The organism is Streptomyces sp. NPDC043685 (genome assembly GCF_056436585.1).
Genome location: NZ_JBWKCH010000001.1, coordinates 894,101 through 915,226, shown reverse-complemented (window position 1 = coordinate 915,226; position 21,126 = coordinate 894,101). Strand labels below are relative to the sequence as shown.

Below are 21,126 nucleotides of genomic sequence, written 5' to 3'. Positions count from 1 at the left end.
CTGGTTACTCTCCTTCAACCCGCATGATGCTGGCGACACCACGCACGGTGTCGAGCTTGCGCAACGCCTCGACGGTCCCGGTGAGGGCGGCGTCGGACGCGCGGTGCGTGACGACGACGAGGGAGGCCTCGCCGTCCTTCCCCGATTGGCGAACCGTATCGATCGAGACTCCGTGCTCGGCGAAGACGGTCGCGACCTGGGCGAGAACACCCGGTTTGTCGGCCACGTCGAGGCTGATGTGGTACCGCGTGACCACGTCACCCATCGGGGACACCCGCAGCGCGGCGTAGGCGGACTCGCCCGGTCCGGTCGCGCCGCTGAGGCGGTTGCGGCAGACGGCGACGAGGTCGCCGAGCACGGCGGAGGCGGTGGGGGAACCGCCCGCTCCGGGGCCGTAGAACATGAGCTGCCCGGCGGCGTCGGACTCGACGAACACGGCGTTGTAGGCACCGCGCACGGAGGCCAGCGGGTGGCTCAGCGGAATCATCGCGGGGTGCACGCGCGCGGTGACGGACTGCCCGTCCTCGGCCCGCTCGCAGATGGCGAGCAGCTTGATGGTGCAGCCCATCTCCTTCGCGGAGGCGAAGTCGGCGGCGGTCACCTCGGTCATGCCCTCGCGGTAGACGTCGTCGAGGCGCACGCGCGTGTGGAAGGCGATGCCGGCGAGGATGGCGGCCTTGGCGGCGGCGTCGAAGCCCTCGACGTCGGCGGTCGGGTCGGCTTCGGCGTAGCCCAGGGCGGTGGCCTCGTCGAGGGCCTCCTGGTAGCCGGCGCCGGTCGAGTCCATCGCGTCGAGGATGAAGTTCGTCGTGCCGTTGACGATGCCCATCACCCGGTTGATCTTGTCGCCCGCCATGGACTCGCGCAGCGGCCGGATCAGCGGGATGGCACCGGCGACGGCGGCCTCGTAGTAGAGGTCCTTGCCGTGCTGCTCGGCGACGGCGTGCAGGGCGGCCCCGTCCTGGGCGAGCAGCGCCTTGTTGGCGGAGACGACGGAGGCGCCGTGCTCGAAGGCGGTGGTGATGAGGGTCCGGGCGGGCTCGATGCCGCCGATCACCTCGACCACGACGTCGATGTCGCCGCGTTTGACGAGGGCGGTGGCGTCGGTGGTGACCAGTTCGGGGGCGATGCCCTCGCGCACCCGGTCGGGCCGCCGTACGGCCACGCCCGCGAGTTCCACCGGGGCCCCGATGCGGGCCGTGAGGTCGTCGGCGTGCGTCGTCATGATGCGCGCCACCTCTGAGCCGACCACTCCACAGCCCAGCAGCGCCACCTTCAGCGGACGCGTACGCATCATCCGACCTCGTTTCCTCTTTACCGTCTACGGTGGAACCAGTCTCACTCACCGGACGGGAGTTTCTGCCCCCGGTCCGGATCGTGAGATGTCTATTTCATTTTCACGGGGGCGGAAGACAGGAGATCTTCCGCCGCCCGCGACGCCGGCCCCCGGCGGTCAGCCGACGTCGAGACGCAGCAGGTCCTCCTCGGTCTCCCGGCGGACGATCACCCGGGCCTGCCCGCCGTCCACGGCGATGACCGGCGGGCGGAGCACGTGGTTGTAGTTGCTGGCCATGGACCGGCAGTACGCGCCGGTGGCCGGCACGGCGACCAGGTCACCCGGTGCCAGGTCGGACGGCAGGAACGCGTCCTTGACCACGATGTCCCCGCTCTCGCAGTGCTTGCCGACGACCCGGGCCAGCATCGGCTCGGCGTCGCTGGTCCGGGACACCAGGGCGACGCTGTACTCGGCGTCGTACAGCGCGGTGCGGATGTTGTCCGACATGCCGCCGTCGACGGAGACGTAGGTGCGCAGCCCGTCGAGGGGCTTGATCGTGCCGACCTCGTAGAGCGTGAAAGCGGTCGGCCCGACGATGGCCCGCCCCGGCTCGACCGAGATACGCGGGGTGCGCAGCTGGGCGGCCTCGCACTCCCGCGTGACGATCTCGGTGAGCGCCTTGGCGATCTCGTGCGGCTCGCGCGGGTCGTCGTCGCTGGTGTACGCGATGCCGAGCCCGCCGCCGAGGTCGATCTCGGGCAGCTCGACACCGTGCTCGTCGCGCACGGCCTTCAGCAGCCCGACGACCCGGTGGGCGGCGACCTCGAACCCGGACATGTCGAAGATCTGCGACCCGATGTGGCTGTGGATGCCGACGAGCTCCAGTCCGTCGAGCTGGAGGGCCCTCCGTACGGCCTCGGCGGCCTGCCCACCGGCCAGCGGGATGCCGAACTTCTGGTCCTCGTGGGCCGTGGCGATGAACTCGTGCGTGTGGGCCTCGACGCCGACGGTGATGCGGATGAGGACCTTCTGCCGCTTCCCCATGCCCTGCGCGATGTGGGCGACGCGGACGATCTCCTGGAAGGAGTCGAGCACGATGTGCCCCACACCGGCCTCGACGGCCCGGGTGATCTCGGCGACGGACTTGTTGTTGCCGTGGAAGGCGATGCGGTCGGCGGGCATGCCGGCGGACAGGGCGGTGGCCAGCTCGCCGCCGGAGCAGACGTCGACGTTCAGCCCCTCCTCGTCGAGCCAGCGCACCACGGCACGCGAGAGGAACGCCTTGCCGGCGTAGAAGACGTCGGCGTCGGCCCCGAAGGCGGTGCGCCAGGCACGCGCGCGGGCCCGGAAGTCGGCCTCGTCCAGGACGTAGGCGGGGGTGCCGAACTCCTCGGCGAGCCGGGTGACGGGGATGCCGCCGACGGTCATCACGCCGTCCTCGTCACGTGTCACGGTCTGGGCCCACACCTTGGGGTCCAGCGCGTTGAGGTCGGCGGGCGGGGCGGAGTAGTGGCCCTCGGGGAGGACATCGGCGTGACGGGGCCCGGCGGGGTGTGCGGAACGGCTCATGATCTGTTCGTGTCTCTCAGAGATGGTCGGGAGCGTCGATGCCGAGCAGGGACAGGCCGCCGGCCAGCACCGTCCCGGCGGCTTCGGCGAGCGCGAGCCGGGCACGGTGGGCGGCCGAGGGTTTCTCCTCACCGCGGGGCAGCACGGCGGGGAACAGGGGCATCGCGGCATCGGCGACGGTGACGAGGTGCCGGGCCAGGCGGTCGGGGGTGTGATGCGTGGCGGTGGCGGCGAGGACGCGGGGGTGATCGCCGAGTACGGCGAGCAGCGCGCCCGCTTCGCTCACGGGACCGGGCTCGGGGTGGAAGCCGAGGTCGGCGGCGTTGCGCAGGAGGGCCCGGGTGCGGGCGTGGGCGTACCGGACGCGGAAGAGGGGGTTGCTCTCCCGCTGGACGAGGTGATCGCCGGGGATCCGCGGCCGGTCGTGGGCGGCGGGATGCAGCAGGGCCCAGCGGGCGGCGTCCCGGCCGAGGGGCAGGGGATCGAGGGGGGCGGGGACGGGGCTGACGGTGACGGACCGGTCGGGGATGAGGCGTGGCCCCCGGGTGGTGAGGTCCGCCCCGAGGACGGACTCCCACTCCGGGGCGGGCCGGCCGGTGCCCTTGACACGGACGATGTCGCCCTGACTGCGCGCGAGACGGGCCACGACGTCCGTGACCACGACGGCCCGCACCTCTGCCCGGCAGTAGACCTGCAGGACGCTCCCGCTGAACCCGCTCGTCGCGTGCCCGTAGCGCCGCCCGCGCCGCAGGATCTCGTCGACCAGGTCGCCGGAAGCGGTGTCGTGCAGGCTGAAGTTCAGGAAGCCGGGCCCGGTGACCACGACGTCGGCGAACCGCTGCTCGTCGAGCAGCCGCGCCCGCAGGACCTCGGCCACGTCACGCGGCGGCCGCCCGGCCGCGCGGGCCAGCTGGAGGGCGATGGTGGAGGCGTAGTCGCCGCGGCCCCCGGGCCCCGGCGGAGCGACCACGGCCCGCTCCGGCACGCTCACGCTGAGCTCACCCTCGTCGACAGCGCGACGCACGGCGTGCAGCACGGTGCGGGAGAGCTCGGCGGGGGTCACGGGACAAGCGTATGGGAGGAAGGGGGTGGGTATGCGAGCCGGTTTCGGTACGGTCCGGGATGTGGACGCGGAGCCTGTTCGAGGCTGTGCACCGGTGACGCGCCTACGGCACGGCGGGCAGATCCACTTCCTTCACCTGGGCCCCGTCGCCGCCGGCGTCGGGACCGTCACCGAGGCCCCGTCCCCCGCCCTGGGCCCGCTCGAGCAACTGCCGGACCATCCGCACGAGTTCGGCGGGCTCGAAGGGCTTGGCGAGAAAGGCGTCGACGCCGGCTTCGAGCCCAGCCTCGATCTCGTGATGACCACAGGCGCTGACCATGGCGAGCGGTACGTCCCTGGTGCGGGGGTCGGCCCGGAGCCGAGCGGCGGTGCGGATCCCGTCCAGCCGCGGCATGACGACATCGAGGGTCACGACGTCGGGCCGCACCTGATGAACGACTTCCAGACACTCGGCACCATCGGCCGCGGTCACGACCTCCAGCCCCTCAAGCTCGAGGTTGACCCTGATCAACTGCCGGATGACCTTGTTGTCGTCCACGACAAGGACCCGACCCGACGCGCCTGGCACAACTCGAGAGTAGGTCGGCCCCGGCCGTCGCGTCCGGGTTTTCCCCACTTCCACCCCGCACGGACGACCTCCACTCCCGCCCCCGGCAGCGGACGACCTCCACCCCCGCCCCCGGCAGCGGAAACCCGTTCATGACCACCCCGAGGGAGCTGGTAGTGTTCTACCCGTCGCCGCGAGCAACAGCTCCCGCCCGACACGCCCCCGTAGCTCAGGGGATAGAGCAACGGCCTCCGGAGCCGTGTGCGCAGGTTCGAATCCTGCCGGGGGCACCTTGGATTTGGTGCCTAAAGACCCCGTCATCAGCGATTTCGCTGGGACGGGGTCTTCGCGTGTGTGGGGGCGTGTGCCACCGGAAGCGGGACTACGTCGGGGTCCGTGGACGAGGCGTGGACGGGATAGCGGTGCATCGTCGCAGGTGAGACGCTACAAACACTGAGGCCCCTTGACGGGGGGCCAGGGGAATCGGTCACGGGGTAGGTGATGTCACTCGCACTCGCGCAGCAGCTCCTCGATGCGACGATTAGCGACCTCTTGGCGGCCGTCGAGGCGATTCGCGTAGCGGGTCAGAAGGACCTCGACGCTGTTACCTGCAGGACGAGGTCCGTCTCAGCCAGACCGACCGCTTCCGCGGGTCGCCGAAGGGCATCGCGGCGCAGAGCCCGACCAAGCGCCGGCCACGCGCCCGCCGGTAGCCGCCGACACAGGAAACGGCCGTGAGCAGGTTGCGAGCCTGCTCAGGGTTGGCGACCACGCGCGGGTCTACCTGGTTGGACACCTTGGGCTTTTGCCAGCGGACGGCCGTGATGGGGTTCTCTCGCAGCTCCCCCAGGTCAACGGCGTAGTTGGCGGCGTTGACGAGCGTCCGCCGCTTGCGACGGCCCGTGCCGTGCTCGACGCGCTGAAGCTCAAGCTCGACGGCACAGCGGCGACTGCAGAGACGTTAGCCGCAAGCTCCGCAAGATCAGCTAGCGGCCGGGATGCCTTGCATACCCAGTGCAGACCGTTCCGCACGTCGTCCGGAAGGTGGCCGGTTGGGGCGGCTGCTCCAGGCGGGTGCCCGGGGGAGTCTCGAGGTATCTGGAACGGCTTGTAGGTTCGGCGGCTCGGGGGGGATGTCGAAGCGGACCACTTCCGCGGCTCAGGTGGATGAGTGCCCGAGCCGCGGAAGTGGTCCGCTTCGGCAGCCGCAGAGAGATTCCCGCTCCAGGCCACCTACGGCGTGGCGTCCAGAGGGAAACACACACGCCGAATGGCACAGACCCCGCTGAGAACCTACTCGTCCCCTCTGACGTACTTCATAACGATGATGGCCGACATCAGGCTCGTCACGAACGCCGTGGCCCCAAGGGTGGCGGCGCCGAAGAAGGAGAGGCTTCCCGCAGTGCCAGCGAGGATGCCGCAGGCGAACCCCACGTCCGCAGCCCCGAGGGCGAGGATGGTGACGAGGATCGCCCTCGGAACAGGGGGCCGTGAGGGTGGGTTCTGTGTAGTGTCCAAAGCAGGCTCCGTTCTAGTAGGGGCTGATGTTGGGCCCGTCGGCGCGCTGTAGTGGGTGAGCCGACGGGCCCTCTATTTGTGGTGCATCTTGGAGCAGTTCGCTACCTGAACGCCAACGGGATCAAGGTGTTTGTGGGGTACGTCTCATTTTCCTGAAAATGCCGCCCCCGAGGCCACTTGATGTCATGTCACCGATCTCTCCGTCTTCCTGGGCGGCGTCCTCCTTGACGAATCTCGTTTGGGGCCCGCCGGTTCGTCCGCGCAATCCCCCCTCAGCGCTAGCAACTGCCGGCACCTTCCGGCATACCGGCAGGTCAGGCCTAGTTTGCGGCAGCAGGTACCGGCGTCACACTTCGCCTGAAGCGCGCCGTCGCGGGATTTACTGTGGAATTGACCTGACCGCATCGCTCCCTCTTGAAAGGTAGCCAATGACGCGTTGATTCAATCGCTGAAATGACTTCTTTGACTTGAGGACATCTGCGTTGAATCAACTCCTAACGACGTCACTGAATAAATTTCGGACAACTTCGCCAATACGAAGAGAGGGTGAACGTGCCGAGCTTTCGCGCCGCCCGCGCAGGCCAGTGACGTCGGTGGAGAGGCGGTTGGCGGGCCGGCGTGTGGGGTGGGGGCGTTCACAGCTACGACGTCCTGTATGACACCGGGACTCAAGGGGGGGCGGCGAGCAGCCTTCCCGCCAGACTTGGTTCGTTCCGAAGGGTCCTCCCTCCGAGGGCCGGGATGGGTCGTACTGTGCCCCCGCCCTCGCGCAGGTGGGTGATCGCGCGCTTGGAGGTCGGCAGGTCTCAGGGCAGGCATGAGGTAGAGACGCGCTCGCGTACCGGAAACGCCCTCTTGGCCATGCCCATGGGGCAGACTCTTCGCCGGGACGCTCTCATGGACACCGGCGTCTCCGCAACAACGGACGGGGCGTCAGAGGTACGCGGTACTCTCGCGGTTGCGCATGACTCATTGCGCTAGGCCGCTTCGTCGTGCCCTCGCACGCCTGTGACGGTTGTCGGCGTGCAAGACATCAGGAGGGTTCCACCAGAGTGAAGATCACCCCTTCCGCTCGCGTGCTGCGCATGCTGGGCGAGATCGAGTTCGACGAGTGGCAGTGTGTGGCCGAGCTTGTCGACAACTCCTTCGACGACTTCAGTGAGATCGTCCGCTCTGGAACGGAGTGGCCCGACGGCTTCATGGTGAGCGTCTCGCTGCCTTCCTCGGCCAGCGGTGAACTCGTCATCACGGACACCGGTCGGGGCATGACGTACGAGCGCTTGGAGCGCGCGGTCCGAGCCGGCTGGTCCGGCAACGACATGCATGACAAGCTCGGCCTGTTCGGCATGGGGTTTAACGTCGCCACCGCCCGGCTCGGCAAGCGCACCCGAGTGCTGACGACCCGTCCTGGGGACACCGAGTGGATCGGCGTCGAGATCGACCTGGACCAGATCGGCGATGACTTCGAGGCAACGGACATCACCGAGCCGAAGAGCCATCCCGCTCAGCACGGCACGAAGATCATCATCGATCGCTTGAACCGGACCCGGGCCGACTGGCTGCGTCGGAACGGCGCGGCTCTCAGAAATGTTCTGGGGTCGGTGTACTCCTGGATCCTGGTCGAGCGCGGGTTCGAGCTGTACATCGGCGGGACCAAGGTCAAGCCGGTTCGTCACTGTCGCTGGGGTGATGACCGCTATGTGCTCTACAACGGCAAGGAACGCGTTCCCGCCTACGTCGAGATCGACCAGAAGCTGCAGGATGGAGTGGCCTGCTCCGACTGTGGCCACTGGCAGCTCACGCAGGGGGACGTCTGTTCCGACTGCGGGAGCGCGAAGCTGACTGTCCGGCAGCGCCGGATCTGGGGCTGGCTGGGCATCCAGCGGTACCTACACAAGACCGATTATGGGATCGATCTCCTGCGCAACGGCCGCAAGATCCTGCGCTGGGACAAGCAGCTGTTCACCTGGAACAACCCGGATGGCGCCGAAGGTAACGAGGACCCCGAGTACCCCGTCGAACTCGCCCACCAGGGTGGTCGGATCATCGGAGAGATTCATCTCGACCATGTTCCCGTCACTTATCAAAAGGACGCCTTCGAGTACTCAGACCGCAGCTGGCGTAGCGCGGTGGAGATACTGCGAGGCGTTGCCCCTCTACAGCCGAAAAGGGCCCAGGCGTTGGGCTATGAGGAGAACGAGAGTCCTCTCGCCCTGCTGTACAAGGGGTTCCGGCGTAACGATGCCGGTCTCCGCTGCCTCGTCCCGGGGGATGGTCGTAAGCCTCTCCATGAGACCACCCGTCGTTGGGGCCAGGAGTTCCAGAAGGGCAACCCCGAGTTCCAGACGGACGAGCGTTGGTGGCAGGCGGTCCTCGAGCACGAGGAGATCAAGAGCAGAGGTGTGGAGGCCAAGACGGCGGCCAGCGTCCCGAGCCAGCCAGACGCGCGGGCGGTGATGGAGGCTCTGCAGGTTCCCGTCAACGCGCCGTCCTCCGGTGCCGCCTCGCTAGCCAGTATCGCAATGACTGGCGACGGCACGGTTACCACAGTGAAGGAGCCGAAGGCCGAGACACGTAGCGAGCGCCTTGCTCGCTACGAGGCCGCGTCTACGCGCCACTCGCACCTCACTCGCCCCTACGGTCACCCCGACCTTGGTCACCTGAACGTCGAAACGCGAGTTCTCAAGAGCGGCGAGTCCCTTCTCGACGATTCAGGGAAGGCCGTTCCGGTTCTCTTGGACCAGCGCGCCGGCAACGAGTTGATGGCTTTCATCGACCGCTCCCACGAGGTGTTCCGGCGGTTCGGAGCGGACTACGCCGACATCCTTCTTGTCGAGCTGGCCCCTCTCCTCAAGGTTCGAGGCCGTTCCGAATGGAGTCCGTCCCAGATGCTCGCCGCCATCCGCGCCTCCTCCCTCAAGGAGAGCGCGTTGGACGGCACGACCGTGGGAGCGGAAGCACGCGATCTGCTGAACGAGATCCGCCGTCGCATGGTCGACGAGCTTCAGCGATCTGGTGTATTTGGACGAGCCTATGGCGGCCTCAGCGAGGAGGAACGGACCTCCGTCGAGGAGTCCATGATCGCTGCCGGTCAGGTCGGTCAGATCGAGCGCCTGGGGCAAGACGCTGGTTTCGTCTCGTACCTTCCCGCCCTGAGTCTTGTTCGGTTGGTGGAGGTGATGCCTGAGACCTTCCTGGACGGACACGTCTTCCGGGGGCCATACAGTGGGGTGAAGTCACCTTCCGCTCGGTCCCTCAGTCTGGCCAGGGTCACGGGCTACCTCGCGGACGTGGCAACCATCGGCACCTTCGCGAGTGAAGCCACCGCCCTCCAGCTCCAGCGGGCCCGCCTCAGCGTCACCCTGCTCACCGACGAACTGGCCGGCGAGAAATGACAGCCGCGTTCCTCTCGCCGGCCGAACTGCGGGACGGTGGTCCGTCCGGGCTGACCAAGGCCCTGGAGCGCACCCTCTGGCACTTGGGCTTCCATGACGTACGTGTCATCGACGGCGCCCATGACCACGGCGCCGACCTGTTGGCCGTGCGTGACCGTGAGCAGTGGGTGTTCCAGAACAAGTGGAAGGCGCATGGCGCTGCGGACCAAGCCGGCGTTGACGATCTTGAACGGGCGCGCACCCACTACCGGGCGGACAAGGCCATCCTGGCCACCAACACGGACATCACCGCGTCGGCCGAAGAGCGTATCCGCGCCCTGGCGGGAGTTGGTATCGACATCACGCTATGGCACGGTGCCACGCTCGCGGCCATCGGTGAGCTCATGCCGGACCATGTGCCGAACCCCTACGATCTTCGCGACTACCAGGCGCAGGCCGTGGAAGCCATCGAACGCGACCTGACCGCCGAAGGTTCGGCGCTGCTCGTACTCGCGACCGGACTCGGCAAGACGGTTGTCGGGGGTGAGGTCATCGGAAACCTGCTCAAATCCCGCCCCGACGCCAGGGTCCTCGTGGTCGCCCATATGCGCGATCTAGTCGAGCAACTCGAGAAGGCGCTCTGGAGGCACATCCCGAAGAGCGTCCCGACTCGCTTGCTCACTGGGGAGAACAAGCCCCGAAACCTAGATGGCGTGGTGGTCGCGACCGTCGAATCCGCGCTGGCGGCCGTCACCCGCGCCGGTTACCGCCCCGATCTCATCATGATCGACGAGACGCACCACGTCGCCGAGACCGGCAGGTTTGCGGAACTCCTCGATCTGTGTGCGACTGCGGATAAATTCGGAGTCACGGCTACCCCTTGGCGCGGTGACAAGTTTGACATCACGGCTCGCTTCGGCTACCCGAGTTTCACGATGGGCATCGCCGAGGGTATGGCCGCCGGCTTCCTGTCCGCCGTGGACTACAAGTTGTACGCGGACGGCGTGGACTGGGACGCGGTCAAGGAGATCAGTCGACACGGGTACTCCATCAAGGATCTCAACCGCCGGCTCTTCCTGCCTCAGCGGGACGAGGAGATCGTCGAGCATCTCCGTACGGCCTGGCGGGAGACAGTCGAGCCCCGGGCGATCGTCTTCTGCCAGACCATCGAACACGCCGAGCACATGGCAAAGCTTCTCTCGGTCTCCGACCCCGCGTGGGCCAAGGCCTCCTATCTCCACAGTGGCCTGGCCAAACGACACCGGAACGTTCTGCTGAACGAGTTCCGCCTGGGGCGCATCCCCGTCGTCACCTGTGTTGACGTGTTCAACGAAGGTGTCGACGTCCCCGACGTGAACCTCATCGCCTTCCTCCGGGTCACCCACAGCCGAAGAATCTTCGTACAGCAGCTGGGACGTGGACTGCGGCTCAGCCCCACCAAGAAGGCCCTGAAGGTACTGGACTTCGTTACCGACATCCGCCGCGCCGCCGCGGCGCTGAACCTCAGACGCACTCTCGAGGCGCAAGAGGCCGAGCACTTGGAGCTCCCGCACGTCTCGCGGATCGAGTTCCAAGACGAGACCGTCGGGTCTCTCATGGACATGTGGATCCAGGACGCCGCCGACCTCGAGACCGCAGCGGACGAGGTCCGTCTCCAGTTCCCCATCCCGAAAGGAATCCTGTGACCGACTACAAGATCCCCACCGCGGTCGAGGCGGCCGTGGTCACGCGCCTCTACGAGCACGCCGGCAGGAAGCGCTGGACCCATCTGCAGGACGCCGACCGGACCCGTCTCTACCAGGAGTGGACGGACGATCCCGACATCGGAGGCCGGCTCATCGACTTCCTGGGACAATCCGCCAACGTCAGACCCTGGATCAAGGACGGTCCGATGAAGGAGTACGAGCGATCGCGTCGAGGCCTGGGTAAGTACGCCCAGTACATCCAGCAGCAGGCCGCGACTCTTGAGGAGATCATCGAGAGTTCGCTCGGCGGCGAGTGGGAGATCGTCCCAGGTTCCAAGAAGCTGAAGCCCATCCGGGCCACCGTTCGGCGAGTTGGCCGGGAAGACGAGGAGCTGCACTTCGTGACCGGTCAGGCGTCCCAGTTCAAGCACCTGGTGTGGCCCGCCATACTCGACCGCGCCAACGGAGAGACCGCCCCTTGGACCATTTGTGTCGTAGACCCCTTCCTCAACCCGCTCACCCATGAGCAGAAAGCCGAGCACGCGCGTCTGGCCCAGTTCCTCGGCGTGCGGGTCGTCTACTTCGACGAGATGTAGGAGAGGTCATGGTCGATGACGAATGGTTGATTCGGGCATGGCAGGCCGTGGTCGACGAGCGGGCCAGAACCATAGCCGAGGGGCGGGCGGAGGGCCGTACCCTCGAAGTCATCGGAGCTGAACTCAAGGTGAGCCGGGAGAGGGTTCGCCAGATCATGACCGAGACACAGCGCCAACTCGCGAGTTTCGCGGACGTCCTCTGTGAGGGCTGGCGTGACACGGTGCGCGCCCTGGGCGAGAGCCCCGCTGTTCGAAGGTCGTCCTTCTCGGCGACTCTTGACTTGAAGGATCACCTCGCCGTGGAGCTGCTGTTGGCCGAAGCGGGCCTTGGCGCGCCGCGTACCTGGGCAGGGCCGCTCCGCGGCTGGTGGACCGCGCGCCTGGACGCTCTCGACAAGGTGCTCAAGGATATGACGACCAAGGCCCCTTTGCTCGACTCCGACCTGGACGGCGCGGCCGCGGATGCAGGCGTACCCAGCGGGATTCCGTTGGCCGAGATCCTGGCCCACCCTCAGTCCCGGGTCACTCGGAGCGCGGAAGGACATTGGGTCCGACGCCAGGCCCGGGGGCGAGATGCCGCGTATCTGTGGCTGTTGAACACCGGTCACCCGTGCCCGGTGGAAGAACTCGTCGGCCCTATGTCAGTGGCGACCGCCGCCGCGGCACGAGAGGCACTGCGGCGTGACGACCGGTTCACGCAGCTGCGCCCCGAAGGCACCTGGGCACTGTCCGAATGGTCGCACCTGCGTATCACGCCTTACAAGAACGCTGTCGAGGCCCTCGTCGGTGTAGTCACCGAGTTCGGCCCCATCTCCAGAGCGGCGCTCTTCGCCAGGGTACGAGAGATCTACCCGGTCAGTGCCTGGCGGCTCACCCAGTGTCTGCTCAGTGATCAGATCGGCGAGACCGACCAGGGTCTTATCGACCTCGTCTCCCGGGGGGCGCGACCTATAGAGGAGGAGGAACCTACTCAACCCGATACCATGGCCGTCGAGGGTGACTTCCTTGGCGCTCGAATCACCGTCGACCGGGACGTCCTTCGGGGCAGCGGAATCCGGATCAACTCCTGGCTGACCTGGCGCCTTGACCTCCGTCAAGCACCCATGAGTCGGACATTCACCACCGCAGCTGGCCATGCGCCCCTGGTCGTTCGGCGTGGCACCAGTACCGCCCAGATCTCCAGCCTCCGCCGCCACGCCTTGGAGTTGAAGACCGTGGAAGGGTGCGTGCTCCTGCTGCTGTTCCACCTTGTCGACGGGACCGCCCAGGTTAGCCATGGCTGCGCGTGGAGCGCGTGCCCGGCTCGGACGGCGACCGACTTCCCGCCTCCGACCGGAACCGGTTGACCTCTGTCTCTACATATGGGTGCGGCCAGCACTCGCCCTGGAAACCTGGCACGCCCAGCAGGGTTCGGGCAGCCACAGCACCTCAGCAGGTGAGGGCACGCCATCCTCAATCGAGGGTGGCACGCTCGCCCGTGATCGAAGGCCGCAGTGGCAGAGCCGTCCGCGAACAACGCTTTGGCGCTCCTTTTGGGAACGTCCCGGCGGGCCGGTCGGTCCGCGCAGGCCACAGTCACCCCGCCGTCTAGCCAGGGCCCGGGGCGGCCAGTGCTTCGCGCGCTCCCCGCCTTCCGGGCGCCCGTTCCCTGCGGGCCCGCACCACCTCGGAGATCACGTCCGCCGCGGTTCGCGGGAGCTCGTGCTCCCAGACCCGAATGACCGTCCAGCCCGCAGCGCGCAGGATCTCGTTTGTCTCTCGGTCCCTGTCGCGGTTGTCGTTGATCTTCCCTTGCCAGAACTCGGCATTCTTGGTCGCGGGCCGATAGTGCTCCGAGCAGCCGTGCCAGTAGCAGCCGTCCACGAACACCGCCACCCGGGCGCCGAGGAACACCAGGTCAGCCCTACGCCTAACGTCCGGGATGGGACGAGTGTCGACCCGGTAACGGAGGCCGCGGTGGTAGAGCTCTTTACGTAGGGCGAGTTCCGGTCCTGTGTCCTTGCCACGGTTGGCGCGCATCACCGCGCGGACGCTGTTGGAGGACGCCTTGGAGCCGTCCGGTAGGGGCTCCTCGCAGGCCATGCCCCTCTCGTGGGCGCGTCTCCATGCCTCGGCCAGGTTCTCCTTGCGCGTGGGGTGGTCGACCTCGCACACGTAGCGTTCCTGTGTCGAGCCATCCTGGGACCAGCGCAAGTAGGCACGGATGCGACGGGTCCGCCGATACAGCTTGAGAGCGACCGAGGCGCGGGCATAGCGGCCGTCGCCGAGGGCCACACAGCGCCGTTCCCGTCCTCCAGCGGCCCGGTCCTGCTCGACGGTCGGGGCGGCGGAGCCGGCTCGGCGTCTGTAGGCACGCTCGGGCGGAAGACTGTTCTTCCATTGCCCGACGTGCTCAGTGGGCCGTCTCATCTCGCTACTTCCCAACCGCGTCCAGGGCGTCCTTAATGGCCTTGGCGAAGAACTGGCCGAGGGCGACGGGGACGGCGTTGCCGAGCTGCCGCATCTGTTCCCCGCGCGGGCCGGACCCGACCCACTCATCGGGGAAAGTCATGACACGGGCCGTCTCCCTGACGGTCATGTACCGGTGCAGGTGTCGCCATCCGTCGGGGGACGTGGGGTCGGGGATCCGCTTGTCGAGCAACATGACAGACTCACCGCCGGGGACCCCGTGCACGCCCGCCTTGACGGTTTTGGCTGGGCGGTCGAACTCGTTCGGAGTGTGACCCTTGTAGATCCTGGCGCCCGGCCAGCCGATGTGGCCGGGGAACAGCATTCCGCCGAAGTCGTGCTTCTCCTCCAGGCGGCTCAGTTCCACGTCCGGGAGGGCGGGCAGCTTCGGATCCCTGCCGAACCCCTTGATGGCATCGCGAAGCGTCAGCCATGGATCGCGGCCGTCGTCCTCCAGGTTCCTCTTGGTCACTCGCGCCTTGACACGCGCCTTGACGTAGTCGGGGACCTCCGGGTGGCGAGCCCAGTACCCCCTCCCGTCGACGAGCATCGAGCGGTGGAGGGCGGTCTCGGAGTGGGTCGGCCTGACCCGGCGCAGGAAGTCCCTCACCACATCGACGCCGAGGTCGGCGCGGAACGCCACGATAATCACGCGGTTCCGCACCTGGGGAACCCCGTAGTCGGCGGCGTTGACCTCGAAATGCAGGACTCGGTAGTGCTCGTCGTCGTCGTCGTACTCGGTGAGGCCGCCGAGATCCGTGTCCTCCGGGAGCGGTCCCTTGCGCGCCCTGACGGCCTTCGGGTCCTCCACGGTCACACCCAGGTCCCCGAACCGATCGAGCAGCTGCTGGTTGTGCCGCTGCCAAGTATCGGAGTCCTTACGCTCGACAAAGGGCAGCCGCAACTCGTTGAGGATGTACGCGAAGTAGTCGCTGAAGGAGTCGCGCAGCAGCCCGCGGACGTTCTCGCAGAGGACGACCTTCGGTCTCATGTCACGGACGGCCTTGAACACGGCGGGAAACATGTTCCGCTTGTCCTCGTCGCCCTTGGCGACCCCTCCAGCGCTGAACGGCTGGCAGGGCGGACCACCGGCGAGGACGTCGACCTCCCCCGCGAACTTCGTGAGGTCCAGGTCCCGCACGTCGCCGGGGTAGAGGGGGGCGGGTTCCCCCGGAGCGGGAGGAACGGGCTGAGTGTCCTGGACCACCACAAGCCCGTCGTCACCGAGAGTCTTGCCGGCGTTGGCGACCAGGGTCTCGCAAGCCCTCTTGTTGAACTCGTTGAACAATACTGGACGGAACCCCGCCCGGTGGACCGCCATGGCGAGGCCGCCGCCTCCCGCGAACAGCTCCACGCTCTTGCGGTCGCTCGGGATCTTGGTGTCTTCTGCCTGGCCGTCCATGCCGGAAGCGTACCGCGGAGTATGACAAGCCAGGACCATTCACTCGAACGAGCGATCGAATGCGCGGGGACATCATAAACTGCCCCCTGACCAGCGCGCACCAGGGGAAAGAGCACCACATGGCGGGGATCAGCGGAGTTGACGGCCGCGGCCAGTTCCACGACGACTTCCGGCTCAGCATCACCAGGGCGCTCGGCGACCAGCTGGCCAAGGCCCTCAACAATCTGGGCACAGTCCAGCTCAGCGAGGAGAATCTCACGAAGCTGGAGGAGCGCCCAGGCGTCTACCAGTTGTACATCAACGGCCAGATTGTGTACGTGGGCAAGGCAGACCAAAAGGCAAAGGGCCTGCCAGGTCGGCTGCGCAACCACCTTCGCAAGATCGGCGGCCGCCTCAACGTCGACCTCACCGAGGTCACATTCAGCTGCCTCTACGTGGACGACGACTTCTACGCCCTCGGCCCCGAACAACTGCTCATAAACCACTACAAGAACGAGCGAGGCGGTCTGCCCTGGAACAACAGCGGGTTCGGCAGCAGGGACCCCGGCAGCAAGCGTGACACGACCGTTCTGAAGAAGGACCACTTCGACGTCCAGTACCCGATCAACCTCTCCGCGCCCGTGGAGGGAGTGCGGGCCGGGGCGACGAGCCTGCGGAAGTTGCTGAAGAACATCAAGGACGGTCTGCCGTACCTCTTCCGCTACGTGGAGCCCCCACGAGCCGCAGAGATCATGGTCGAGGTCCCGGCCGGCCCGATCACCGCAGACCAGGCGCTTCGTCTGGCCGGTGCCGCCATACCCTCCCCGTGGCAAATCACCGCCCTCCTCGGCTATGTGATCATGTACGGCAAGACCGAGGAGTACGCGAGCGCCACCCGCTACTACCGCCCCGAGGGCGTCACCGACCAGGAGCCCCAGAAGGACTCCGCCCCGCTAACTGCCGACGACCTCACCGAGTGAGCCGCAGCGCGCGGCGTGCCGCCTCACCCGCAGGGGGTGAGGCGGCGGAGGGAAACAGACCGCACTTTCGCCCCATACGCACCATTGTTCTACCGTGGAGGAGAACGATGCTGCTCATCCCTCACCGATTCTTCGAGGTGGCGGTCATGACGGAGACCACTCAGCACAGGAACACATCGCAGGACGGCCTGGGCGCTCCCGGGACGCGTGGGAGTACCACCATCGCGGACCCGGTCGTCGCGAAGATCGCGGGTATGGCGGCCCGGGAGATTCCGGAGGTGCATCATCTCGGTGGCGGGATGACCAGGGCCTTGCGTCAGCGGGTGCCGGGCGGGGGCGGTGGGGTCGCCCAGGGGGTCAAGGTGGAGGTCGGTGAGCGCCAGGCCGCCGTTGATCTCGCGCTGGTCGTCGAGTACGGCGCCGCCATCGCCGACACCGCGGCGGACGTCCGGAGCAACGTCATCAACGCGGTGGAGCGCATGACCGGGCTCGAGGTCGTGGAGGTCAACATCGCGGTCGGCGACGTCCATCTGCCGGACGAGGAGGAGGACGAGGACGAGCAGCAGGAGGGCAGGCGGGTGGCCTGAGGCCGGGAGTCAGCCGGCCTTCGGGGCCGTCCCGGGAGGGCACGGGACGCGGACGTGTTCGCCGTGGCCGCAGTGCAGGACTCGTTCGCCGAGGCCGATCCGGTCGGCCTCGGCCAGAAACTCCGACAGGGGCGAGCTCATCACCGTGTAGTCCCCGTAGTGGACGGGCAGCACGAGCCGGGGGGCCAGACGGCGGGCCAGTTCGGCGCCCTGGGAGCCGTCCATGGTGACTACGAAGCCGCCGGGGAGGCGGGTGCCGCCCAGGTGGAGGACGGCGAGGTCGGCCGCCGGGAAGCGTTCGGTGATCTCGGTGAGGCCGTCGTACAGGAGTGTGTCGCCCGAGACGTAGAGGCGCATGCGGGGCGGGCCTCCGGCCGGGCCGAACTCGAGCATGCTTCCCATCACCGGCGGCAGCATCCGGCGCAGCATCGCGTGACCGGCGTGCCTGCCGGGCAGTGCGGTGACGGTCACCTGCGTGCCGTCGCGCTGGAGGGTGAGCGCCTTCCAGGTGCGCAGTCCCGCCGTGCGGTGGAACCCGTGCACCGCCCTGAGGCGGCGGGCCGCGTGCGGGGTGGTCAGGATCGGCACGGTGTGGTCCAGGTGCCGGCGGGCGCGGCGGTCCCAGTGGTCGCCGTGCAGGTGTGACAGTACGACGGCGTCGAGGCGGGGCAGTTCGTGGACGTCGAGGGCCGGTTCGGTCAGACGGCGGCTCAGCAGGCCGTAACCGAGGTAGGCGTACTGGCCCCGGTGCAGGAAGTTCGGGTCGGTGAGCAGGGTGAGCGGGCCGTACGACAGCAGGACGGTCGCGTTGCCGATGAAGTGGATGTCGAGCGCGTCGTCGGTGCCGTGGTGTGTGGGGTGCGTGGGGTGCGTGGGGTACGGCATGGTGCCCCTCCAGCCTGTCTTCAGGACTGATGGCCCGGGGGTCAGGCCGAGCGCTTGCGTGATGCCGACTTCTTCGCCGCCGTCTTCTTCGCGGTGCTCTTCGACGCCGTCTTCTTGGCCGTGCCCTGGCTCGACTTCGCCGTCGACTTCTTCGCCGCCGTGGTCTTCTTGGCCGCCGTCTTCTTGGCGGTGGACGTCGACTTCTTGCCGCCGGTCTGCTTGGGGGCCGCCCGGGCCGTCTCGCGCTGCGGGAGCGGCTTCACCTCGGCGTGCTCGGCCTCCTCGCCCCGGGACTCGCGGGCCGCGCGGACGCTGTTCTCCAGGGCCGCCATCAGGTCCAGGACCTTGCCGCCCGTGGGCGCCTCCGGGGCCTGGGGCGGGGCCTCGCCGGCGGCCTTCGCGGCGATGACCTCCTCCACGGCCTCGCGGTACTCGTCGTGCAGGTCCTCCAGATCGACCTCGCCGAGGGTGTCCATCAGGGCGTCGGCCAGGTCCAGTTCCTGGTCACGGACGGTGACGTTGGTCTCGGGGGCCAGGCCTTCCGGGGCGCGAACCTCGTCAGGCCACAGCAGGCCGTGCATGGCGATGGCCTCGCCGACGACCCTGAGCATGCCCAGGCGCTCCCTGCCGCGCAGGGCGAACTTGGCGATCGCCACCTTGTTGCTGCGCTTCAGCGCCTCCCGCAGCAGGGTGTACGGCTTCGCCGCCGGGGCGCCGCTGGCCTGGAGGTAGTACGCGGCGTCCATCTGGAGGGGGTCGATCCGGTCTGCCGGGACGAAGGCGACGATCTCGATCGTCTTGGCCGTCGGGAGCGGCAGGCTGGACAGGTCCTCCTCGGTGATCGGGATGATCGTGCCGTCCGCGTCCTCGTAGCCCTTGCCGATCTCTCCCTGGGTGACCTCCCGGTCCTCCAGTTCGCAGAATTTGCGGTACCGGATGCGGCCGCCGTCCTCGGTGTGGATCTGGCGGAAGGAGATCGAGTGGCTCTCGGTGGCGTTCACCAGCTTGATCGGAATGCTGACCAGGCCGAACGAGATGGCGCCGTTCCAGATGGATCTCACGTGCAGCACCCTTCCGGTCACGCTCGGGAGTGTTCGTCACGGTTTGCGTGGGATTCTTATCGTATGGCGCCTATCACCGAGGTGGAGGGGCGACGGCTCGCTCTCAGCAATCTGGAGAAGGTGCTGTATCCCGCCACCGGCTTCACCAAGGGCGAGGTGCTGCACTACTACGCGACCGTCGCCGAGGTTCTGTTGCCCCATCTGCGTGATCGGGCGGTGTCCTTCCTGCGCTATCCCGACGGGCCGGACGGGCAGGTGTTCTTCACCAAGAACGTGCCTCCGGGTACGCCCGAGTGGGTCACCACCGCCGAGGTGCCCCGGGTCGAGGGGCCCTCGCGGATGGTCCTGGTGCAGGATCTGCCGAGCCTGATGTGGGCGGCCAACCTCGTCACCGAGTTCCACACCCACCAGTGGCTCGTGGACACGCCGGACGAGGCCGACCGGATCGTCTTCGACCTCGACCCCGGGGCGCCGGCGGGCATCGTGCAGTGCTGCGAGGTCGCGCTGTGGCTGCGGGAGCGGCTCGCGCGCGACGGCATCGAGACCTGTGCGAAGACCTCCGGCTCGAAGGGGCTGCATCTGCTCGCCGCCGTGCGCGGGGCCTCCTCCGAGCGGGTGTCCGAGTACGCCAAGGCACTCGCCGTCGAGGCCGAGAAGGCCATGCCGCGGCTCGCGCTGCACCGGATGACCAGGAGCCTTCGGCCCGGGAAGGTCTTCGTCGACTGGAGCCAGAACGCCGCCCGCAAGACGACCGCGACCCCCTACACCCTCCGGGCCCGCGCGGAACCGACCGTCTCGGCGCCGGTGACCTGGGCGGAGATCGAAGACTGCCGCGCGCCCGGGCGGCTGGACTTCCGCGCCGGGGACATCGCACCGCGGCTGCAGGACTTCGGGGATCTGCTCGCGCCGCTGCTGGACGCCGACTCGGCCGGGGTGCTGCCTTAGCCGGGGCTGTCGAGCAGGGACTGTCGAGCAGGGGCTGTCGAGCGGGGGCTGTCGAGCGGGGGCTGTCGCGGTGGCCGGGGGTGAGGGGCCGTTCCGGGCCTGCCTGTCGTAGCCGGGGCCCTGTGCTGCCGTTTCGGGGTGCCGTCAGCGTTGCCGGATTCCTGCGTGCCGTTCGGGGTGCCGTCGCGGGCGCGTGTGCCCCGGGCCCGGGAGCCTGACAGCCGACCGGCAGCCCGACTCGGCGGTGGTCAGGGCCTCGGTGGGGAGACGCACTGGGCCCGCCCGGTGTCGGGTCGGTGGCTCCTCACACCCGCGTCCATGTGTTCCGGTCCCGGGCCATCGCGTGCAGGGCCTCCACGTCCGCCGGTTTCAGGACTCCGCCGCGGCGGGCCACTTCCTCCACCTCCCGGGCCGTCACGACCTGGACCTCCCGCGGGGCGGCCGGGATCGACACCGCCGCCGGGTCCACCAGGGCGAGGACGGGGCGGACCTCTGCCGTCAGGGCGTAGGAGGCGCGGTCGGCGTCGGTGCGGAGCCGGCGCAGCAGGGGCTGGGGGTCGCGGCGGCCCAGCGTGATCATGGGGTCGGCGATCCGGACGCGCTGCCTGCGGGCGTGCAGGGTGTGGACGGCGTAGAGGCCGCCGGGGCCGATCAGCAGGTGGTGAATGCGGTCACCGCCGGGGAGCGGCACGGAATGCAGGGCATGCCAGCCCGCGCCGTCGAGAGCGTCCAGGGCGTCGCCGACCGTCTGCTCGGCCGCCAGGGCCCTGCGGCGCGGGTCGGGGCGCAGCCGGTGCGCGGGGCCGGGGTCACGGTCGAGGGCGACGATGAGGGCCTCGCCGGGGCGGTTCGGGGCCAGGTCGTCGTCGGGGTGGAGGCTGAGGCGGGCCAGTTCGGCGGGGGTCGGCACCGGGGGCGGCCCCACCGTCACCGGCCCGGTGATGAAAGGGCCCAGAGCCCGCAGGACGTCGTCCTCGCGGTCCTCGCCGAGCAGGCTCACCCGGGCCGCCTCACGGTCGTACCAGGCGATGTTCCTGCCGTCCGGGAGGCAGACGTACAGCCACTCCCGGCCGTGCCGCCAGGTCGGTATGACGCGCAGTCCGTTCATGCACCATCACCCCAGTCCATGGGAACAGGCGGGGTGCTGCGGGGGCAAGAACCCGGTTACCTTGGAGAGGAGTTGGGGCCTGCCCGCGGACCCTCGGGCGGTG

Annotated in this window: 17 protein-coding genes and 1 tRNA gene; 8 read left to right on the top strand and 10 right to left on the bottom strand. The window is 68.3% G+C overall.

The window, feature by feature from the left end; translation table 11 throughout:
- Nucleotides 1–4: 4 nt before the first annotated feature.
- The 4 genes from AC0665_RS04310 to AC0665_RS04295 all read right to left on the bottom strand — a co-directional run bounded on the left by AC0665_RS04310 (nt 5) and on the right by AC0665_RS04295 (nt 4,524).
- Complete coding sequence (locus AC0665_RS04310) at nt 5–1,297, bottom strand: homoserine dehydrogenase (protein WP_468407575.1); 1,293 nt, start codon at nt 1,295–1,297, stop codon at nt 5–7.
- A gap of 156 nt (nt 1,298–1,453) precedes the next feature.
- Nucleotides 1,454–2,845, bottom strand: a complete 1,392-nt coding sequence (gene lysA, locus AC0665_RS04305; RefSeq protein WP_478704394.1) for a diaminopimelate decarboxylase — start codon at nt 2,843–2,845, stop codon at nt 1,454–1,456.
- 16 nt (nt 2,846–2,861) lie between these two features.
- Nucleotides 2,862–3,908 (bottom strand): ArgS-related anticodon-binding protein NrtL, encoded by a 1,047-nt coding sequence (nrtL, locus tag AC0665_RS04300; RefSeq protein WP_478704393.1) that lies wholly within the window; start codon nt 3,906–3,908, stop codon nt 2,862–2,864.
- Nucleotides 3,909–4,011: 103 nt separating this feature from the next.
- Complete coding sequence (locus AC0665_RS04295; protein ID WP_468407666.1) at nt 4,012–4,524, bottom strand: response regulator; 513 nt, start codon at nt 4,522–4,524, stop codon at nt 4,012–4,014.
- Between the two features lie 149 nt (nt 4,525–4,673).
- On the opposite strand from AC0665_RS04295, the gene AC0665_RS04290 reads away from it, so the two are divergent.
- Nucleotides 4,674–4,745, top strand: a tRNA-Arg gene (locus tag AC0665_RS04290).
- A gap of 1,003 nt (nt 4,746–5,748) precedes the next feature.
- Here AC0665_RS04290 and AC0665_RS04285 read toward each other — a convergent pair.
- The gene (locus AC0665_RS04285; protein WP_478704392.1) at nt 5,749–5,973 is read right to left on the bottom strand and encodes a hypothetical protein; all 225 of its coding nucleotides are present in this window, start codon (nt 5,971–5,973) and stop codon (nt 5,749–5,751) included.
- Nucleotides 5,974–7,025: 1,052 nt separating this feature from the next.
- On the opposite strand from AC0665_RS04285, the gene AC0665_RS04280 reads away from it, so the two are divergent.
- The 4 genes from AC0665_RS04280 to AC0665_RS04265 are packed head-to-tail and all read left to right on the top strand — an operon-like array spanning nt 7,026 to nt 12,974.
- Nucleotides 7,026–9,368: an ATP-binding protein gene (locus tag AC0665_RS04280; protein ID WP_478704391.1), complete on the top strand. Its 2,343-nt coding sequence runs from the start codon at nt 7,026–7,028 to the stop codon at nt 9,366–9,368.
- Nucleotides 9,365–11,032, top strand: a complete 1,668-nt coding sequence (locus tag AC0665_RS04275) for a DEAD/DEAH box helicase family protein (protein ID WP_478704390.1) — start codon at nt 9,365–9,367, stop codon at nt 11,030–11,032. Before AC0665_RS04280 ends, AC0665_RS04275 begins: the two co-directional genes overlap by 4 nt.
- Nucleotides 11,029–11,628 carry a hypothetical protein gene (locus AC0665_RS04270; protein WP_478704389.1) on the top strand — a complete coding sequence of 200 codons (600 nt, stop codon included), beginning with the start codon at nt 11,029–11,031 and terminating at the stop codon, nt 11,626–11,628. The genes AC0665_RS04275 and AC0665_RS04270 overlap by 4 nt, the downstream gene beginning before the upstream one ends.
- An 8-nt stretch (nt 11,629–11,636) precedes the next feature.
- Entirely contained in the window at nt 11,637–12,974 is a 1,338-nt protein-coding gene (locus AC0665_RS04265; RefSeq protein ID WP_478704388.1) for a sigma factor-like helix-turn-helix DNA-binding protein, read from the top strand.
- A 241-nt stretch (nt 12,975–13,215) separates the two neighbouring features.
- Here the strand turns inward: AC0665_RS04265 and AC0665_RS04260 are convergent, their stop codons facing one another.
- Both AC0665_RS04260 and AC0665_RS04255 read right to left on the bottom strand, forming a co-directional pair.
- The gene (locus AC0665_RS04260; protein WP_478704387.1) at nt 13,216–13,782 is read right to left on the bottom strand and encodes a very short patch repair endonuclease; all 567 of its coding nucleotides are present in this window, start codon (nt 13,780–13,782) and stop codon (nt 13,216–13,218) included.
- Between the two features lie 259 nt (nt 13,783–14,041).
- Nucleotides 14,042–15,430, bottom strand: a complete 1,389-nt coding sequence (locus tag AC0665_RS04255) for a DNA cytosine methyltransferase (RefSeq protein ID WP_478704386.1) — start codon at nt 15,428–15,430, stop codon at nt 14,042–14,044.
- A gap of 167 nt (nt 15,431–15,597) precedes the next feature.
- Between AC0665_RS04255 and AC0665_RS04250 the strand changes: the two genes are divergently transcribed.
- Together AC0665_RS04250 and AC0665_RS04245 are read left to right on the top strand one after the other, a co-directional pair.
- The gene (locus AC0665_RS04250; RefSeq protein WP_478704385.1) at nt 15,598–16,437 is read left to right on the top strand and encodes a GIY-YIG nuclease family protein; all 840 of its coding nucleotides are present in this window, start codon (nt 15,598–15,600) and stop codon (nt 16,435–16,437) included.
- Nucleotides 16,438–16,583: 146 nt separating this feature from the next.
- On the top strand, nt 16,584–17,024 hold the full coding sequence (locus AC0665_RS04245; protein ID WP_468407565.1) for an Asp23/Gls24 family envelope stress response protein: 441 nt from the start codon (nt 16,584–16,586) through the stop codon (nt 17,022–17,024).
- Between the two features lie 9 nt (nt 17,025–17,033).
- Here the strand turns inward: AC0665_RS04245 and AC0665_RS04240 are convergent, their stop codons facing one another.
- Nucleotides 17,034–17,909, bottom strand: coding sequence for an MBL fold metallo-hydrolase (locus tag AC0665_RS04240; protein WP_478704384.1), 876 nt, complete (start codon nt 17,907–17,909; stop codon nt 17,034–17,036).
- 41 nt (nt 17,910–17,950) lie between these two features.
- The gene (gene ku, locus AC0665_RS04235; protein WP_478704383.1) at nt 17,951–18,970 is read right to left on the bottom strand and encodes a non-homologous end joining protein Ku; all 1,020 of its coding nucleotides are present in this window, start codon (nt 18,968–18,970) and stop codon (nt 17,951–17,953) included.
- Nucleotides 18,971–19,033: 63 nt separating this feature from the next.
- On the opposite strand from ku, the gene ligD reads away from it, so the two are divergent.
- Nucleotides 19,034–19,915 carry a non-homologous end-joining DNA ligase gene (gene ligD / locus AC0665_RS04230; protein ID WP_468407559.1) on the top strand — a complete coding sequence of 294 codons (882 nt, stop codon included), beginning with the start codon at nt 19,034–19,036 and terminating at the stop codon, nt 19,913–19,915.
- Between the two features lie 304 nt (nt 19,916–20,219).
- On the opposite strand, the gene AC0665_RS04225 is transcribed toward ligD, so the two are convergent.
- A complete protein-coding gene (locus AC0665_RS04225; RefSeq protein ID WP_468407557.1) occupies nt 20,220–21,023 on the bottom strand; it encodes a nuclease-related domain-containing protein in 804 nt (267 codons plus the stop codon).
- Nucleotides 21,024–21,126: the final 103 nt, after the last annotated feature.

Bases quoted from the DNA above. Each gene is read 5' to 3' on its own strand.
- AC0665_RS04245 (WP_468407565.1), top strand. From the start codon at position 16,584: ATGACGGAGACCACTCAGCACAGGAACACATCGCAGGACGGCCTGGGC.
- AC0665_RS04265 (WP_478704388.1), top strand. From the start codon at position 11,637: ATGGTCGATGACGAATGGTTGATTCGGGCATGGCAGGCCGTGGTCGAC.
- AC0665_RS04225 (WP_468407557.1), bottom strand. From the start codon at position 21,023: ATGAACGGACTGCGCGTCATACCGACCTGGCGGCACGGCCGGGAGTGG.
- AC0665_RS04240 (WP_478704384.1), bottom strand. From the start codon at position 17,909: ATGCCGTACCCCACGCACCCCACGCACCCCACACACCACGGCACCGAC.
- AC0665_RS04250 (WP_478704385.1), top strand. From the start codon at position 15,598: ATGGCGGGGATCAGCGGAGTTGACGGCCGCGGCCAGTTCCACGACGAC.
- lysA (WP_478704394.1), bottom strand. From the start codon at position 2,845: ATGAGCCGTTCCGCACACCCCGCCGGGCCCCGTCACGCCGATGTCCTC.
- AC0665_RS04275 (WP_478704390.1), top strand. From the start codon at position 9,365: ATGACAGCCGCGTTCCTCTCGCCGGCCGAACTGCGGGACGGTGGTCCG.
- ligD (WP_468407559.1), top strand. From the start codon at position 19,034: ATGGCGCCTATCACCGAGGTGGAGGGGCGACGGCTCGCTCTCAGCAAT.
- AC0665_RS04310 (WP_468407575.1), bottom strand. From the start codon at position 1,297: ATGATGCGTACGCGTCCGCTGAAGGTGGCGCTGCTGGGCTGTGGAGTG.